General features: G+C 50.2%; 16 protein-coding genes. 11 read left to right on the top strand and 5 right to left on the bottom strand.

What is annotated here, in order from left to right; genetic code table 11:
* Positions 1-87: 87 nt before the first annotated feature.
* Positions 88-1539, bottom strand: a complete 1452-nt coding sequence (locus tag B0475_RS00850) for an alpha/beta fold hydrolase (RefSeq protein WP_077409521.1) — start codon at positions 1537-1539, stop codon at positions 88-90.
* Between the two features lie 132 nt (positions 1540-1671).
* Here B0475_RS00850 and B0475_RS00855 point away from each other — a divergent pair, with 132 nt between their 5' ends.
* On the top strand, positions 1672-3168 hold the full coding sequence (locus B0475_RS00855; protein WP_077409522.1) for a LytTR family DNA-binding domain-containing protein: 1497 nt from the start codon (positions 1672-1674) through the stop codon (positions 3166-3168).
* Between the two features lie 61 nt (positions 3169-3229).
* Here B0475_RS00855 and B0475_RS00860 read toward each other — a convergent pair whose 3' ends face one another.
* Positions 3230-3787, bottom strand: coding sequence for a hypothetical protein (locus B0475_RS00860; RefSeq protein ID WP_077409523.1), 558 nt, complete (start codon positions 3785-3787; stop codon positions 3230-3232).
* 107 nt (positions 3788-3894) lie between these two features.
* Here B0475_RS00860 and B0475_RS00865 point away from each other — a divergent pair, with 107 nt between their 5' ends.
* Positions 3895-5025 (top strand): patatin-like phospholipase family protein, encoded by a 1131-nt coding sequence (locus B0475_RS00865; RefSeq protein WP_077409524.1) that lies wholly within the window; start codon positions 3895-3897, stop codon positions 5023-5025.
* Between the two features lie 8 nt (positions 5026-5033).
* Here the strand turns inward: B0475_RS00865 and B0475_RS00870 are convergent, their stop codons facing one another.
* Positions 5034-5903: a pirin family protein gene (locus B0475_RS00870; RefSeq protein WP_077409525.1), complete on the bottom strand. Its 870-nt coding sequence runs from the start codon at positions 5901-5903 to the stop codon at positions 5034-5036.
* Between the two features lie 153 nt (positions 5904-6056).
* Here B0475_RS00870 and B0475_RS00875 point away from each other — a divergent pair, with 153 nt between their 5' ends.
* The 6 genes from B0475_RS00875 to B0475_RS00905 all read left to right on the top strand — a co-directional run bounded on the left by B0475_RS00875 (position 6057) and on the right by B0475_RS00905 (position 9246).
* The gene (locus B0475_RS00875; RefSeq protein ID WP_232781819.1) at positions 6057-6446 is read left to right on the top strand and encodes a VOC family protein; all 390 of its coding nucleotides are present in this window, start codon (positions 6057-6059) and stop codon (positions 6444-6446) included.
* Between the two features lie 554 nt (positions 6447-7000).
* Positions 7001-7315 carry a hypothetical protein gene (locus B0475_RS00885; RefSeq protein ID WP_077409527.1) on the top strand — a complete coding sequence of 105 codons (315 nt, stop codon included), beginning with the start codon at positions 7001-7003 and terminating at the stop codon, positions 7313-7315.
* 31 nt (positions 7316-7346) lie between these two features.
* Complete coding sequence (locus B0475_RS00890; protein WP_077409854.1) at positions 7347-7583, top strand: hypothetical protein; 237 nt, start codon at positions 7347-7349, stop codon at positions 7581-7583.
* A 49-nt stretch (positions 7584-7632) separates the two neighbouring features.
* Positions 7633-8244: an HD domain-containing protein gene (locus tag B0475_RS00895; protein ID WP_077409528.1), complete on the top strand. Its 612-nt coding sequence runs from the start codon at positions 7633-7635 to the stop codon at positions 8242-8244.
* Positions 8241-8807 carry a GNAT family N-acetyltransferase gene (locus B0475_RS00900; RefSeq protein ID WP_232781820.1) on the top strand — a complete coding sequence of 189 codons (567 nt, stop codon included), beginning with the start codon at positions 8241-8243 and terminating at the stop codon, positions 8805-8807. The genes B0475_RS00895 and B0475_RS00900 overlap by 4 nt, the downstream gene beginning before the upstream one ends.
* A 7-nt stretch (positions 8808-8814) precedes the next feature.
* A complete protein-coding gene (locus B0475_RS00905; RefSeq protein ID WP_077409856.1) occupies positions 8815-9246 on the top strand; it encodes a thiol-disulfide oxidoreductase DCC family protein in 432 nt (143 codons plus the stop codon).
* Here the strand turns inward: B0475_RS00905 and B0475_RS00910 are convergent.
* Together B0475_RS00910 and B0475_RS00915 are read right to left on the bottom strand one after the other, a co-directional pair.
* Entirely contained in the window at positions 9227-10690 is a 1464-nt protein-coding gene (locus tag B0475_RS00910) for a DUF11 domain-containing protein (protein ID WP_077409529.1), read from the bottom strand. The genes B0475_RS00905 and B0475_RS00910 overlap by 20 nt on opposite strands.
* A gap of 203 nt (positions 10691-10893) precedes the next feature.
* Positions 10894-11580: an alpha-ketoglutarate-dependent dioxygenase AlkB gene (locus tag B0475_RS00915; protein WP_077409857.1), complete on the bottom strand. Its 687-nt coding sequence runs from the start codon at positions 11578-11580 to the stop codon at positions 10894-10896.
* A gap of 26 nt (positions 11581-11606) precedes the next feature.
* Here B0475_RS00915 and B0475_RS00920 point away from each other — a divergent pair, with 26 nt between their 5' ends.
* The 3 genes from B0475_RS00920 to B0475_RS00930 all read left to right on the top strand — a co-directional run bounded on the left by B0475_RS00920 (position 11607) and on the right by B0475_RS00930 (position 15707).
* Positions 11607-12239: a hypothetical protein gene (locus B0475_RS00920; protein WP_077409530.1), complete on the top strand. Its 633-nt coding sequence runs from the start codon at positions 11607-11609 to the stop codon at positions 12237-12239.
* An 83-nt stretch (positions 12240-12322) separates the two neighbouring features.
* Positions 12323-12949, top strand: coding sequence for an RNA polymerase sigma factor (locus B0475_RS00925; RefSeq protein ID WP_198538058.1), 627 nt, complete (start codon positions 12323-12325; stop codon positions 12947-12949).
* Complete coding sequence (locus tag B0475_RS00930; protein ID WP_077409532.1) at positions 12942-15707, top strand: anti-sigma factor family protein; 2766 nt, start codon at positions 12942-12944, stop codon at positions 15705-15707. Before B0475_RS00925 ends, B0475_RS00930 begins: the two co-directional genes overlap by 8 nt.
* Positions 15708-15726: the final 19 nt, after the last annotated feature.

Below are 15726 nucleotides of genomic sequence, written 5' to 3' on the forward strand. Positions count from 1 at the left end.
AACAGTCAATCACTATAACAAACATCATTGATTGAAGACAACCCAATGAGCCGTTTGTGGTCATTGGGTGATTGATTGTGTGGTTGTTCAGTCAGGTGTGAATCCCAGTGGATTGGTGTTGATCACTGGATCAGTGATGACCTGGTCCTGCATGAACAGCAACATGTTCTTTATCACCAGAGGTGATGATTTGAACAGATTGTGTCCGCCATTGATCACTTTGATGGTTTGCCGGTTTGATAACCCATCGGTGGCTTCCAATTGGCTCTCAATGTAGGTTCGACCATCCAGGGTGCCGGAAATCAGCAAGGTTGGTATATCACTGACTGGCAGACTGCGGAAAGACTCATCCAGATCCAGGTGATGTTGTTCTGCCAGTTTGGTGAAGTACAGGCTGAAATTCAGATAACCACCCAGTAAGGAAGACTGGCTTTGTTCTTCAATGATTTTGAGTCGTTCAGGAGATATTCCGGAAGCCAGATCCATGGCGGTGCTCATGGGGTGAAAGCCGATCGGTTGTTCAGGGCTCATGTAACGCTGGATGATGTTTTGTACCGGCATGTGAATGCCAGCCTGCAGCGCATGATAGAGCTGCAACAGCTGTTGTGCCCTGCCAGGGTCAGATATCATTGCTGAGGCCAGTTGTTTCATGTCCCGTGATTGCAGATGATAGCGTATGGTTTGCTGCTGATCGTTCTGCCATTCCAGTCGCATAGGTTGTTGATCCAACTGCTGATGTACCTGGCGCATGAGTTTAAGGTAATCGAAAGGGTCTTCTTTGTGGCTGTTAAGGTAACTGTTTAAGCGCTGGAAATAAGCGTCGGTCCTGGCCGGATATTTAATGGTCTGCGCCAGACCTTCGGCACTGGCTATCATCACTTTGTGTAAAATTTGAGGACGGGTTTTGATGGCTGCCAAGGCCAGGTGGCTGCCATACGAAATCCCCCAAAGACTGATTTTTTCTGCGCCCAGGTGCTGTCGCAGGTCATCCAGATCATTGACGCTTTCCAGGGTGTTGTAAGCTTTGAGGTCAACCCCTTTTTGTTGCCAGTAAGTCAGACATTCAGCCAGTGCCACTTGGTTCAGCCGGATGTATGCGTCGTCATCAATGGCCTGATCCTGTGGTAGAAATTGGTTTGATTCACAATGCGGCAGGTCATTGGACTGCCCGGTACCCCGTTGGTCCAGGGCGATGACATCAGCCACTTCCCGCAAAGCCATGAATAAGCCGTAGCGCCGGTTTTCTGCGGTTGAGATACCAGAACCTCCTGGCCCGCCAGCCAGGTAAACAATCGGTGGGCCTGGGTTTTGACTGGTACTGGGAAACCGCACATAGTGCAACTTGATTTTTCTGCTCGATTCAGCAGACCGGTTTTCAGTGACCACAAACTGACCGGCATATGCGCTTACCTGTTGCCCTTTGCTGTCGCTGTCACCGGAGGTGAAGGTGATGATGGTTTCTCCGTCTGGTGCGGCCGCTGAGTACTCTGCAAGCAGGGTGACTGACAGCAGAATGAAAAGTAAATGAATGTGTTTCATGGTACCTGTTTTGATTGAATTGATTGCAGCCTAGCAGAGCAAACGCAGCATAGACAGGGGCATTCGGTCAACGGTCAGGAATTTTCGGTCAGCGGTCTTGGTTCACTTGCAGAAAACCAGTACCATGAACCCATGATCAGAATGACTCCCGATAATTGTATTTTTTGGCTGTGGCTGCTGATGGTTTGTTCAGTGACTCAGGCGCAGTCATTCAAGCCCTCAGAAACGGTGCGGGTTTGTGCTGTTGATGGCCGATACGTATTGGCTAATGAGCCACCGGATTTTTCGCAATCGGTTTGTCAGGATCAGGCCCTGCATTCACTGGATCCACAGGGTCAGTTGCTGTGGCTTGAATTGCGCTGGCAAGTTGTCGCATTGGGAGATCAGCCATTGTCGTTGTTCATCTCAGGCAAGCAAAGTTCACGGGTTTACCTCAACGGACAATTGGTTGGGCACAATGGCCAGCCGGCTCGTCTGGCTGAAGATGAGGTGGCAGGTATGATGGATGCAGTATTTTACCTGCCCGAGAGGTGGACTGTAGCAGGCGAAAACCGTATTCAATTGCTGCTTTCAGCACATCAGGGATTGTTTACCCTCAGCCAACCGATACACCGGATATTTGTCGGCAATCATCATCGACCGACCAATGAAATACTGCGTCACTATTGGCCTTCGCTGCTGCCTTTTGGGGTACTTGTGTTGGGCTTTTTCTACCTGGCTTTGGTCGCTTGGCTTAATCATCTGCCCAGTCATGCTTGGTTGTTGCCGGTGATGGCCATGCTGGCAGCCACACAACTGTTTGCCGAGGTAATCAGGGGCATCGTGCCTTACCCATATCCCTGGCATGACATCAGGTTGATGGTTATTTTATTGTGTTCGATCGGATTTGGATTGTGTTTACTCAGTTATGTGTTGCACAGCATCTCCATAAAGATGCGGTGGCTGCATGTGTTGCTGTTTGGTGCGGTATCGGCGCCGCTGCTTTGGTGGGTGCCTGGTTTTGACAGCAAGAGTGTCCTGGCATTGGTATTACCAGTGGCTGCAGCAATGACCTATTTGTTGATTGCCAGACGCCGCCAATCAGGCCAACATGATTTGGTTCTGCTGTTATTTGCTGGTTTTTTGTTGATGGTGTTGCTCAATGCCTGGCGCTTCATTGATACCATATACTATTATTATGTGGCATTGCTGGTCTTTCTGCTGATGGCCAGGCAAGCCAGACAGGCCCGCCGTCGGCAATTGGCTTATCAGGCCAGGGCTCAACAATTAGAGCAGGTGATTGAGCAACAACAGCTGCAGCAAAATTCCGATCGTCTGACTGTTCGCAGTGCAGGAAAAACAGAATGGGTGTTGGTCAGGGAACTGGCTTATTGCAAAGGCGCCGGTGATTATGTTGAACTGGTGGCGCTGAATGGTCAGGTTAAGTTGTATCACGGCAGCCTCACTGAACTGACCAAGCGATTACCCTCTGTTTTTATCAGAACGCATCGCTCATATCTGGTGAACAGTGGCTTGATAGAATCGCTGGAACGCAGTCCCACCGGAGTTGGAGAATTGATACTGACCAATCATGTCCGGGTGCCTGTGAGCAAGCGCATCATGCCACACCTCAGGACACAATTATCATGAACATGTAAAAAGGGCATTGACCCGGTTTGGTTCAGTGCCCTGTGCAGCGTTTATCTTTCGGTTAGAATTGGTTGCCGGTTCGTCTGGTTTGTCGCAAGCTCAGTCCGTACAGCAGCAGGATCATACATAATAAAGCCCATTGAGACAGGGTTGGAACCGGTATGGCTGTGCTGCCTCTGACCAATAATTCTTGACTGAAATCATTATTGGTGCCATCTGAGACAACCGCACAATCTATGCCAATGCCGCACTCATCAAAAGGTCCGGGACCGGCGGTGTAGTTAAAGTTGGTGTCATCTGCTGCAACACCTTCAATACCCAGTAACAACCCATCACCCAGTGGTCCGCCATTGTTATCATAGACCAAGCCTTGTAAGTCAGCGAGACCAAGTGTGAAAGCAGGCACGATGGAATTACCAGAAAAACTCATTGAAAAGGCAGTGATTTCACCGTCAAATGATGTAATCTGAGTATCGGCATTGTTGTCTGTTCCACTGAAAGACAGGGTGACAACAGCACCTTCAGAAAAACCGCTTTGGGTGAATTCAAAGGATTGAGCCAGCACTTGACTGACGGAAAATAAGAAGATCAGACTGATCAGTATTTGTTTGATTTTCATGGGGCACCTGACGTAAAAAGTGTTACTATCATATTATATATATCAAATAAAATGAATGGTTTACAGTAAATTAATGAAAAAATACATTAACAATAAGACGCAACCTCATGAACTCGGCTGAACAATCATCAGGTCTCACAGCACTGATGCTGCCCGGTGGTGGTGCCCGTGGTGCATACCAGGTCGGCGTGATGCAGGCCATCATGGACCTGATGCCTGAAGGATTTCATTTCCCCATCATCAATGGCACGTCTGCGGGTGCCATCAATGCCGTGGTGATGGCCTGCCATGCCAAAAATCAACAATATGGCGTGGCCCGATTGCAGCATTTCTGGACTTCGATTCATTGTGCTGATGTCTATCGCACCGATGCCCGGCAAATCATGAAGACCATGGCGCGGGTGCTGGGTGCTTTGTTGTTTGGCAGGTTGGGGGTCACCCCTCCCAGGTCATTGCTGGATAACAGCCCGCTGGCTGCTTTACTCAGCCGTGAACTGAAACTGGAGCAGTTACAGCCAGCCATTGATCAAGGGGTACTCAAAGGCTTGTCAATCACTGCGTCTTCTTATGACACCGCCATGGCTAAGTGTTTTTATCAGGCTCATCATGACGTGATTCCCTGGCATCGCACCCGTCGTGTTGGCTTGCAGGAAGACATCACAGTGGATCACATCATGGCATCCACGGCATTACCATTTCTGTTTCCGGCGAGATTGATAGGCAACGAGTATTATGGTGATGGTGGTCTGAGGATGACCGCACCATTGTCACCTGCCATCCATCTGGGTGCAGATCGGATTTTGGTGATCGGAACCCGGGACGAAAGTCCGATTCAGGTGCCCGAAGAGCCTGGCAGTTATCCCAGCATGGGCGAGTTGGGAGGTTACATGCTGGATACTTTGTTTATGGATACCATGATGGCTGATTTGTCACGGCTGAGAAGGATCAACAGAACCCTTGAGCTGGTGCCTCATGAACGGCGACAAAAAACACACCTGAAACCCATTGATACCCTGATCATCAAACCCAGTGTCGATGTCAGGAAAATCACCGAGGCCCATGCCGGTCACATTCCCCGTCCGGTGAAGTCGTTGCTGAAAATGATTGGTGGCTGGGGCAAGGACTGGCGGATGCCCAGTTATCTGTTGTTTGAACCTTCTTATACCAAAGCGTTGATTGAACTGGGCAGGCAGGATGCCGTCAATCAAGCGGATGAAATCAAGGCTTTTCTGGGATGATGTCTTCCTTATTCAGGCAATGGAATGTACTCATCTTCATCGCCTGGAACCCGTGGGAAACGTTGTTTTTTCCAGTCTGATTTGGCTTGCGCAATGCGTTCAGGCCGGCTTGATACAAAATTCCAGTCAATGTAACGCCGGGTCATTACTTCTCCGCCAATCACTGCGATGCGGGTATCATGTGCAGTGGCAGTGATCACTGCCGGACCTTGATCCAGCACCGCCATGTGGTAACGGTCCAGCAGTTGACCGTTGATGCTCAGTTGTCCCTCTGCCACATATAATCCCCGCTCTGCGGCATCAGGTAGTTGCAGGCTTTGACCCTGGTTCAGCGCCGCTTCGATATAGAGGGTCTCTGCATAAACCTTTACTGGTGAGTTTAGCCCATATGCTGAGCCCATCATCACCCGTACCGGCACCCCGTCAACAGTGGTTCCTGGGATCTCTTGTTTGTCATAATGGTAAAAAGCCGGAGCGGTTTCCTCGACGGCCTCAGGTAATGCCAGCCATAATTGTAAGCCATGTAACTGATGTGCCTGATTGCGAACCTCGTCCCGTTCACGTTCAGAATGAACAATACCGGAACCGGCTACCATGAGATTGATGTCTCCAGGTTCGATGGTTGCGCATGATCCCAAAGAATCACGGTGCAGGATTTCTCCTTCAAACAGGTAGGTCACGGTGGCCAGGTTGATGTGGGGGTGCGGCCGCACATCAATGCCTGTGCCAGCAGGAAATTCAGCCGGGCCCATGTGATCAAAGAAAATCCAGGGGCCAATGAGTTTTTGCCGGGCAGCTGGTAAAACCCGACGTACTGAAAACCCGCCCAGGTCTTTGGTTCTGGGTTCGATGAGTTGTTTGATGGTTGCTTCAGTCATGAGTTAAAGTTGATGGATAACCAGGAAATTCTAGCATGCATGCCAGCGTAAAAAACGTCAATAACGACAGATTCACCCAACCGGGTGATGCGTTCAGCGGATTTTCTGGTTAGGATATTCAGGCAATTCAGATCAATTTTTGGAGACAACATCATGCATCAATCCAACAACCTGCCACTGGGTGCTTTTTCTGTCAGTCTGGCGGTGAAAGACCTCGAAACCTCGAAAATGTTTTACCAAAAGCTTGGGTTTTCAGTGATCGGCGGCGAACCGGAACATCGCTACTTGATCCTGCGCAACGGCGAACACACCATCGGCCTTTTTCAGGGTATGTTCGAAGGCAATATTCTGACCTTTAATCCGGGCTGGGACAGCCAGAGCAACAACCTGGAGGAGTTCACTGATGTCCGTGAGATACACCAGCGTCTGGTCAAGGCAGGTGTCAAGATCACCGATGCCAATCTGGCCAGTGAATCCGGTCCGGGCCACATCAGTTTTGTTGATCCGGATGGCAATGCAATTCTGATTGATCAGCATCGGTAGAATCTCGCTTCCCTTCTTTTTTGCTGGTGCAAAAAAACCGGCTGCGCTCGATAAAAACAATGAGTCTGGCTCTGGCAGACTGCGTCAGCCAACCGCCATCCATGGGCGCATCTCGCTGCCTTTCATTTTATGGCGCAAAAAAACCGGCTGCGCTCGATAAAAACAATGAGTCTGGCTCTGGCAGACTGCGTCAGCCAACCGCCATCCATGGGCGCATCTCGCTGCCTTTCATTTTATGGCGCAAAACAACCGGCTGCGCCCAATGAAAACAATGAGTCTGGCTCTGGCAGACTGCGTCAGCCAACCGCCATCCATGGGCGCATCTCGCTGCCTTTCATTTTATGGCGCAAAAAAACCGGCTGCGCCCGATGAAAACGATGAGTCTGGCTCTGGCAGACTGCGTCAGCCAACCGCCATCCATGGGTGCATCTCGCTGCCATTCATTTCTTTGGCGCAAAAAAACCGGCTGCGCTCGATAAAAACAATGAGTCTGGCTCTGGCAGACTGCGTCAGCCAACCGCCATCCATGGGCGCATCTTGCTGCCTTTCATTTTATGGCGCAAAAAAACCGGCTGCGCTCGATGAAAACAATGAGTCTGGCTCTGGCAGACTGCGTCAGCCAACCGCCATCCATGGGCGCATCTCGCTGCCTTTCATTTTATGGCGCAAAAAAACCGGCTGCGCTCGATAAAAACAATGAGTCTGGCTCTGGCAGACTGCGTCAGCCAACCGCCATCCATGGGCGCATCTCGCTGCCTTTCATTTTATGGCGCAAAAAAACCGGCTGTACTTGGGATGATGTTTTCGGCATTTCGTCTCGCGTCAGTGTGACTTTTGATTCAGGACACAGGTTCCATGCTGTGTCATAATGATAAGTTGTTAACACAACGTGGAGTCAGCATGGAATCAAGAGATTATCTGGAAATGAGTTTTCGTTCGATTGAATGTTTCACCAATGATGGCAAGCTGGATGCCAAAGAGTTGGGCAGGATTCTGGAAATTGCCGAACGGGATGGTGAAATCGATCACAATGAGATCAGGGTATTGCGCAACATTATCTCCAAAATCACCCCGGAAGAACTGGACGATGACATGAAGAAAATGTTGCAGGTGGTGCACGATAAAATCAATGGCTGAATCAAGGGTGATAACGATGTTCACTTGATTGACAGAGGATGGCTGACTCATGAATGAAAAGCGTTGGCTGCGGTTGATGAAATTATTGGGATTCGCGCCTTCATTGGACTGCTTCGGGGCCTTGAATGCTGCCTATGCAGAAAAGCACCGTCAATACCATACCGGGGCACACATTGATGCCATGCTTCGTCATCTGGATGATGTGGTTCATCTGGCTGATAGGCCCGTTGAACTGGAAGTGGCCATTTGGTTTCATGATGCCATATACAAACCCTTCTCAAGCCATAACGAAGCCGACAGTGCGAATTGGGCAGCGGCCTTTCTCGCCGGCCATGATTTTTTACCAGCAGGGGTGGAACGGGTGAAGGACCTGATTATGGCAACCGTCCATGAGGGTGAAGTGGCTTCAGGAGATCAGGCTTTGCTGGTTGATATTGACTTGAGTATTTTAGGGGCGCGTGAAGAGGTATATGATCAGTATGAACAGCACATACGCAAGGAGTATCATTGGGTCCCTGGGTTCATTTATCGAAAAAAACGCCGGCAATTGTTGCATGCTTTTCTGCAAAAACGGACCCTATATCACCTCGATGTATTTCAACAGCGTTTTGAAAAAAAGGCCAGACATAACCTGCAAAGAACCATCGTCTTGTTGTCATGAAAGAACGTAAATACATGATAAAAAAGCCGCAACACCGGTTACTCAGAGAAAGGGACGCCTCAAAAGTTATTAATCTGCTTGCCCGGGTATTCAAGGCTGCAGAGGGTCCCGCTGAAGGCCAGGTTATAGGTCAATTGGTCTCACGTCTGATTGCCGAGACACCTGCTGATGACTTGTTGGTTTGTGTGACGTTTGATCAGGAGCAGTTGGTTGGCGCGGTGTTTTTCAGTCGTTTGCAGGTGCCGGGAGGTGACAAAGCTTTTTTGTTGTCACCCATGGCAGTGGCCACCGAAGCTCAGGGAAAAGGGTTGGGTCAGGCCCTGATTCAGTATGGTTTGGATCTGTTGCGGTCACATGAAGTGGCCTTGGTGGTAACTTATGGAGATCCGGCCTTTTATAAAAAAACCGGTTTTCAGCCCATCACACAGGCACAGATTCCACCACCATTCCCACTCAGTCAGCCCATTGGATGGCTGGCACAATCGCTGATTCAGCGAAGCATTCCTGAATTTCGCAACGCCATTATTTGTGTGCCGGCTTTCAATGACCCATCACTTTGGTGATCATTTGATGAGTCACCATCACCTGATTATTTTTGATGGAGTTTGCCTGTTTTGCAATGGGGCGATCAATTTCATCATCAAAAGAGACCCTGGAGAACAATTCCTTTTTGTGCCTCTGCAAAGTCCTGCAGCCAAATACCTCATTGAACAACACCAGGCAGAAAAAGTGGGCTTTGATACCTTTCTGCTGATCAAAAACGGCCGTTGTTTCTACCGCACCAATGCCGCGTTTGAAATCTCCAGGGATCTGTCCGGTGGCTGGTTTTTATGGCGAATTTTCAGGGTCATTCCCAGACCGGTCAGGGACTGTTTTTATCGCTTGTTTGCCAGAAACCGGTATCGTTTATTTGGCCGGACAGATCAGTGTATGGTGCCATCAACGGCACTGAAGTCCCGGTTTCTGTGGGCGGTTACTGACATCACTGAGCGGGCTGAATAAAAATATTTTTAACATCACTGCGGTTGTTGCGATAATTGGATTCATTGAGTTCAGATACTGCGGCATAGTTATACAGTGACTCGCCAACCGGACCAACCACATCAAATTCCATGGTACAGGTAATCACATCGCCCGGTGCCATGGTGGTGATCCGCGTATCCCGGTACCGCCATCCTGCATAGACATTGAATTCCTGCATATTGCATTGATCTGAGACCAGCTGGATGTTGTTCTCATACCCGTCCAGAAAACGAAAATCAGTGGCGGTGTCAAGCCCAAGGTTCTGCAGCACAATCTGAAAAGTGATGCGCTGACCCAGTCGAATCGGCTCGGGAGTCAACAAACGCTTACTCACCCGAAGATCGCTGGCACTGCCGGGAAACAGTTGAGCGGTTGACACGAATTTACCCTCTTCAGCAGCGGCCATGATGTCCACCTGAGCGATTTGCCCCCCCCTGGAATGACGTGCCGCAGAATCAAAACCTTCGGCAAAAATCAGATCCGGGGGATTGATGATGGCCAACAGGTCACTCAAACCGGGTGTGCCATTGGGTAAGTTGGTGTCTTCAGTCCAATTTTGACCGTCATATAACCAGATAACACCGGTGTTGCCACCCATGCCATCTGGTTTGAAACCAGTGGCGATGATGTTGTTTCGACTTGTGCCACTGAGCCAGGTCAGGGTCTGGTCACCTGGGATCGAGATGTTCATGTCAGACCATTCAGCACCGTCAAAATACCAGAAATCATTGCCATTGCGGATGGCAAACAATTCCAGCGGTTCAACCGAACCAGGCAAGCAGGTCTGTGGCGGTGACCAGATAGCGGTCAGCGACAAGGGCACTGGCTCAATGTGTATTGGCCCGTTGTTACTCAGGTCATTGAGAAAATTGTTCACGTGTTCAATGTTGCCACTGCCCATCAATAATTTAATGTCATTACTTTCTCCGCAGGCAGTGATCATGGGTTGTTGATAGGCTCGGCAAAAAGGTTGGTCCTGAGCGCCGGGATGGTATGGACAAATGATGTTAAATTGACCCAATGATTCATACAAAACCACATCTTCCTGAGGAGATATCCAGGTTCCGGTATAAACCGTGTTGGTGTTACTGGTGAACAAATCACTCCATTGATTACCATCCCACAACAGCACCACATCCTCACCTGCGGCAACGGCAAAGTCGTTCGATGACACATAGACATCATACAGTTCTTCGGTGGTCCCGGATGGTATCACGGTACCCGAATCATTGTTTTGAAAATGCACTATGGTGCCGTTTTCACCAACGGCGACAATGAAGTCACCGTCTGCTGAAGATATGCCATTGAACAGTTCGCTGGTGGGTGTGCTGCCTAAAGTCCAGATGGAGCCGGCCCAGGCCACTGATAAAGACAGCATCAGAATGATAGCGCCGGTTGTTTTGTCTCGTTTATTCTTATTCATGGAGTCACTTTATGATTGAGCTTAAAGTTGTATGCGTTAATTGATCTCATGATGCGCCACATTTATTGTTATTTGGTGATGGGTATCAAATCACCAAAGATCAATGCAGAAACATGGCAAAGGAAGGCTTGAATGGGTGGCACTGAGTATCCTGGCCTGGCTCATATGTGTTCGAGTGTTCTGTACACCCTCATTGAGCAGTTTTACACCTGACGTAGGGTCAGGTTAAACCGGTGCAGTCCCAATTGTGGGTGGGGAATGGAGCGGTTGGTTTTGACCCCGTGATAAATCAGCCGGGCTGTGCGTCCCCAAACCATCACATCGCCATCATACAGTTCAACTTCAACGGGTTTGCCGTTGCGTGAATCACCATACATTTGAAACCGCGCACTCATGCCCAGTGACACCGAGACAATGGGTTGTGATAGATCAGGTTCATTCTTGTCCTGGTGAGCGGTCAGCTCCTGCCCCGCCTGATAATGGTTTACCAGACAAGCGTTGGGATCGAAGCCGGCAAAACCGCATAAGGTGGCTGCCTGTCTGGCCAGTTGCCTGAACGCATCGGGCATTTGTGGCCAGGGTTTTCCTGAAGTGGGGTCGCGGTGGGCGTAGCGGTAGCCATTGGGTTCGCTGATCCAGCCCAGATCACCACAATTGGTCATGGAAATATGCAGGCGTTTACCCCCTGGGGTGTGCATGAACCGCAGCGGTGCCTGGGTAATGACCTGCTTGATCACAGGCTGCAATTGGTCCAGCCTGGCCAGCGATCTGATCAGGTAGACATCTTTGATGAGTTCTTCGGGAAGTTGATCGGTTTGGCTGAACAGGTCACTCACGGGTTGGTTTATATTGAAGTCAAAAGAATATTTTAATCGATGTGCTAGAATCATGAGCAACAAATCAATGCGCATTCATCATGTCAAAACAAGCAGACATCCCAGCGACACCTGAATCGGTTCAAAAGCAGTCACCACCTCGCGAACGATTGAATTTCATCATCGCCGTGTGTGCCATTCTGATTTCAGCGGCATCGTTTTATGCCACTTACCTGCAGGCAGATGCGGCCAACAAACAAGTAAAAGCCATGACCATGCCGATGCTTCAATACGGTCATGGCAATGTGCTCAATGATGATGAACGGGTGGTGAATTTTTCTCTGATCAATGCCGGTGTGGGACCGGCACTGATCAACAGCGTGACTTTCTCTTATCAGGACAGGTCTTTTGATACGTTTTTTCAGGTCTTAAATCACTGTTGTCAGCAGGTGGTCAAAGATTTTCTGGCTGCCAGTGAACAAAGGGATGAAGAAGTACCTCAATTCATCACCAGTCCGGTATTGAATACCATCCTGCCGGGTCAGGATCGATTGATGTTTATGCGCCTGAAATGGCATGAGAGTAATCAGGAGATGTGGAACCTGATCAACGAATTGCGGTTTGAAGTGACATTCCAAGCTTGTTATTGTTCATTGCTGGATGAATGTTACCAAACCGATGAACAGTCACGGATCAAAGCAGTGGCCAGTTGTCCCGTAAACCGGAAAAATTAAGTTTTTTCCGCTCTGGATGAAACCTTTTTGACCAGACTGGGTATAGTGGGGTATGAACAGTTTGAAACAACACCATGCGCATCATGACCCAGACAAAGGCCGCTGATACCCGGCAAAATCGGGTGGCCGACCTCGAAGAACGCAACTGGCTGGCGGCGCATCTGGGTGGCGATCAGCAGGCTTTTGCCCAACTGATGCAGGCTTATCGGAAGCCCTTGTATTCATTTCTGGTGCGTCATGGCCTGGATACCAGGCACTGTGATGATTTGTTTCAGGACATTTTTCTCAAGATTCATAAATCAGCTCACCAATACCAGGCCAGCAAACCTTTGAGTCCATGGATATTCACCATTGCGATCAACACACTGCGAGATTTTCAGCGAAAAAAGTCATTGCACCTGACCGTTGTGGAGGTCGCTGAAACCATTGAAGATGAACGGCCTGACCCGGAGCAATCCGCTCATTTGACTGAAACCATGGACTGGTTAGAAGAAGCGTTGGCCAGCCTGCCCAAAGCGCAGGCCGAAGCCATGACCCTGTCGATGGTCAAGGGGATGAAAATCAAAGACATTGGTGCAATGCTTGGGTTACCAGTGAACACCATCAAATCCCAATTACGACGGGCGAAACAAAGTCTTATGTCAGCCTTCCAGGCCAGACAAACCCAACACCGGACTCAATCCAGTCCATCAGGAGTTACCCATGAATAAATGCGATCACATCAAAGCCCGGTTGCTTGATCTGGATGTGTCGTTACCCATCCGGGACGCCACCCTGAAGCAACACCTTGAACAATGTACAGATTGTGCTGCTTATCATGCTGAATGGGTGGCATTGCAACAACAACTGGATCAACTGCCTGAGCATGACGTCAGTGATGATGTATTTGCCCGGACCCTGGCAGCTGTCAATAAAAATCAGGTGGCCAAGCCTCAGCGCCGCCTTAACCCCGGATGGGCCACAGGTCTGGCTGCATCATTTGTGTTGGTGGCGGTTGCCGGCCTGTTATACAACAACCAGCTGGGTGAGTTTCAGGCCGATTTTTCACAGGCCCCGATCGATGGTGTCAATCAGTCAGTCGAACGGGAAGAAGCCGAAACACAGAATTCTCCGTTGGTGACGTTCAGTGCTGATGCGGCCCCTGAAGCCAGTGCCGATGGATTTTACCGGCAACGCAATCAGCCAATTGAAGAACCAGCATCCATGTCGGAAAAAACCGCAGCGCTGGCTAAAGAAGAGCAGCTTGTTGGTGATAGGGACCAGGATGAAGACTCTTCAGCTGAACGGATCGTGATCACCGGATCACGGATCAGTCGTCAAGATGTGGCAGCAGATTTGGTCGAAGAGGAAGTCGAGATGCCAGCAGTTGCTGTGGCCCCGCCGTTGATGGATGAGTTGCAAGCGGATCATAACAGTATGACAACGGCGTCAGATTCGGTTGTTGAGCGACTTACAAAAAACAACGCCCATCCGGACAATGTGTCGGCAGATAAAGCTTTACGCAGAAAACCCAATTCTGAAGCATTGCTGGAGCAGTTGGAAGTCTCCAGAGCTGCCTCAGAAAGCCCCTTTACGGATGATGACAAACTGGATTCAGCGCACAAGGAACAGCAGCAAATACCGGCAGGTCCTGTGGTTGAACCGGCCAAACCACAACCCAGGCTATTACAGGAACTGGGCTATGAAGTACCAGCTGAGTTGGACAGAATGGGCAGAGAAAACCGCTTATCGGCTGCCGCTCACATGACAGAAGGCAAACAAGCAGCGAGCGCTTCAGCATTCAAACCTGGCAGCAGAGGCGAGATAGACCGGGTGAAACAGAAAAAGGATGTCTCGAAAAAGCAGGTTTCAGGCGCTGGATTGCCAGCACCCACCGGGCCTGACGGTTCCCAAAGAGGTCTTCACGCCCAGGCTGCAGATGCCTGGCTGGAACAGCGGCAAAATACCTCAGGGCTGAGTTTTAAACAAGCCACTGGTTATTGGGCCAATACCTATCTGCCGGGTGATCCGCAGATGCGTTGGATTCAGGCTCAGCTGCTGGCCTCAGGGCTGCAGGATTTGCCTCAGCCAATGGATCATCTCCAACCTTTCGATACCCCGCAAAACGCTCCATTGGCACTGTATGTCAGCAGTGATTTGGCCGCTGTTGATCCAGTCTCAACTAACGGAACCCGGATGCGACTTCAGGTGGGTATCCAGGCCAGTGAACACCAGGGTGGTCACCGCACTGCATTGAACCTCGCAGTGGTGCTCGACATCAGTCCACAGACCAGTGAGTCGGCGGTCCGCGCATTGTTGGCCGCTCTGCTGAAACACAAACAACCTGGTGATCAGATCAGTGTGTATCACACCGGCCCGTCCGGACAGCAGGGTAGTCTGTTGTTGAAACCAGTGGATTTCCGTCATGGACCGGTTCAATTGATGCTGAATCAATTGTTCAGTGAACCAACAGATGCTTTACAGTTATTCTGGCCGCTTGAACAGGTTTTGCCCGCAGCCGGCGCCTGGCTGCAGCAGCATGACAACCCCAAAGCTGTGTTGGGTTCCAGTGCCTTATGGTTGATTACTGACAAGGATCAGCAAGCATTGCCAGCCATGGAATACTGGGTACAACAACAGGCCACCAATGGCATCAGTTTCAATACCCTGTCGCTGAGCAATGATGACCCGGGCAGACAGTTACAGCGGCTGGCTCTGGTTGGTCAGGGTCACCACCATGTGCTGGCCGGTATAACAGATGCGGATCGGGTGGTTCAGGCTCAATTGAAAGCGGCTTCGCGAGCAGTGGCCAGGGCTCTGCGTCTGCAAATCCGTCTGGCAGACGGGGTAGAACTGATTGATGTGCTCGGTTCACATGCGCTGAACGAATTGCAGGCCAGACAAGTCAGGGCAGCTGAACAAAGTCTGGATCAACGAATGGCGGCCAACCACGGTATCCAGGCAGACCGGGGTGAAGATGATGAAGGCATTCAGATCATCATCCCCAACTTTTTTGCCGGAGACACCCATGTGATCATGTTGGATGTGCTGGTCAAACAGCCTGGTACCGTGGCTGATGTTAAGTTGAAATACAAAGACCTGATCCAGCTGCGCAATGCGCAAATCTCCCAACAGTTCAACCTTGAGCGTGGTAGCCGAACCATGGGTCAGCTGGAGCGGAATGTATTGAAAAACCATCTGGCTCATCACTTTGCTGAGGCGTTTACCCATGCGGCATCACTCATCCGGGCCGGACATACTGAACAGGCCATTCAACAGCTGCAACAGCTGCATGATGTCTACCGTGGTCTGCGACAACGGATCACCGGCTGGCAAAGCGACGATGAACTGCAGGCCGATGAACGGGTCATTGAACAGTACCTCGCATTGCTCCGCCAGCAAGCCATGACCAACGACGGTTCAGCGGTCTGGCTGGCCCAAGCCTTGCAGTTAGCCGGTTGGTATAAACACCCGGGGCATGGCCCATGACCAAATTCACTGCATAAAC

The sequence above is a fragment of the Marinicella sediminis genome (assembly GCF_002000055.1).
Lineage (GTDB): Bacteria > Pseudomonadota > Gammaproteobacteria > Xanthomonadales > Marinicellaceae > Marinicella > Marinicella sediminis.

What these genes read in the sequence shown, in the direction of transcription:
- B0475_RS00850 (WP_077409521.1), bottom strand. Translation starts at nt 1,539, where the DNA reads ATGAAACACATTCATTTACTTTTCATTCTGCTGTCAGTCACCCTGCTT.
- B0475_RS00855 (WP_077409522.1), top strand. Translation starts at nt 1,672, where the DNA reads ATGATCAGAATGACTCCCGATAATTGTATTTTTTGGCTGTGGCTGCTG.
- B0475_RS00860 (WP_077409523.1), bottom strand. Translation starts at nt 3,787, where the DNA reads ATGAAAATCAAACAAATACTGATCAGTCTGATCTTCTTATTTTCCGTC.
- B0475_RS00865 (WP_077409524.1), top strand. Translation starts at nt 3,895, where the DNA reads ATGAACTCGGCTGAACAATCATCAGGTCTCACAGCACTGATGCTGCCC.
- B0475_RS00870 (WP_077409525.1), bottom strand. Translation starts at nt 5,903, where the DNA reads ATGACTGAAGCAACCATCAAACAACTCATCGAACCCAGAACCAAAGAC.
- B0475_RS00875 (WP_232781819.1), top strand. Translation starts at nt 6,057, where the DNA reads ATGCATCAATCCAACAACCTGCCACTGGGTGCTTTTTCTGTCAGTCTG.
- B0475_RS00885 (WP_077409527.1), top strand. Translation starts at nt 7,001, where the DNA reads ATGGCGCAAAAAAACCGGCTGCGCTCGATGAAAACAATGAGTCTGGCT.
- B0475_RS00890 (WP_077409854.1), top strand. Translation starts at nt 7,347, where the DNA reads ATGGAATCAAGAGATTATCTGGAAATGAGTTTTCGTTCGATTGAATGT.
- B0475_RS00895 (WP_077409528.1), top strand. Translation starts at nt 7,633, where the DNA reads ATGAATGAAAAGCGTTGGCTGCGGTTGATGAAATTATTGGGATTCGCG.
- B0475_RS00900 (WP_232781820.1), top strand. Translation starts at nt 8,241, where the DNA reads ATGAAAGAACGTAAATACATGATAAAAAAGCCGCAACACCGGTTACTC.
- B0475_RS00905 (WP_077409856.1), top strand. Translation starts at nt 8,815, where the DNA reads ATGAGTCACCATCACCTGATTATTTTTGATGGAGTTTGCCTGTTTTGC.
- B0475_RS00910 (WP_077409529.1), bottom strand. Translation starts at nt 10,690, where the DNA reads ATGAATAAGAATAAACGAGACAAAACAACCGGCGCTATCATTCTGATG.
- B0475_RS00915 (WP_077409857.1), bottom strand. Translation starts at nt 11,580, where the DNA reads ATGATTCTAGCACATCGATTAAAATATTCTTTTGACTTCAATATAAAC.
- B0475_RS00920 (WP_077409530.1), top strand. Translation starts at nt 11,607, where the DNA reads ATGTCAAAACAAGCAGACATCCCAGCGACACCTGAATCGGTTCAAAAG.
- B0475_RS00925 (WP_198538058.1), top strand. Translation starts at nt 12,323, where the DNA reads ATGACCCAGACAAAGGCCGCTGATACCCGGCAAAATCGGGTGGCCGAC.
- B0475_RS00930 (WP_077409532.1), top strand. Translation starts at nt 12,942, where the DNA reads ATGAATAAATGCGATCACATCAAAGCCCGGTTGCTTGATCTGGATGTG.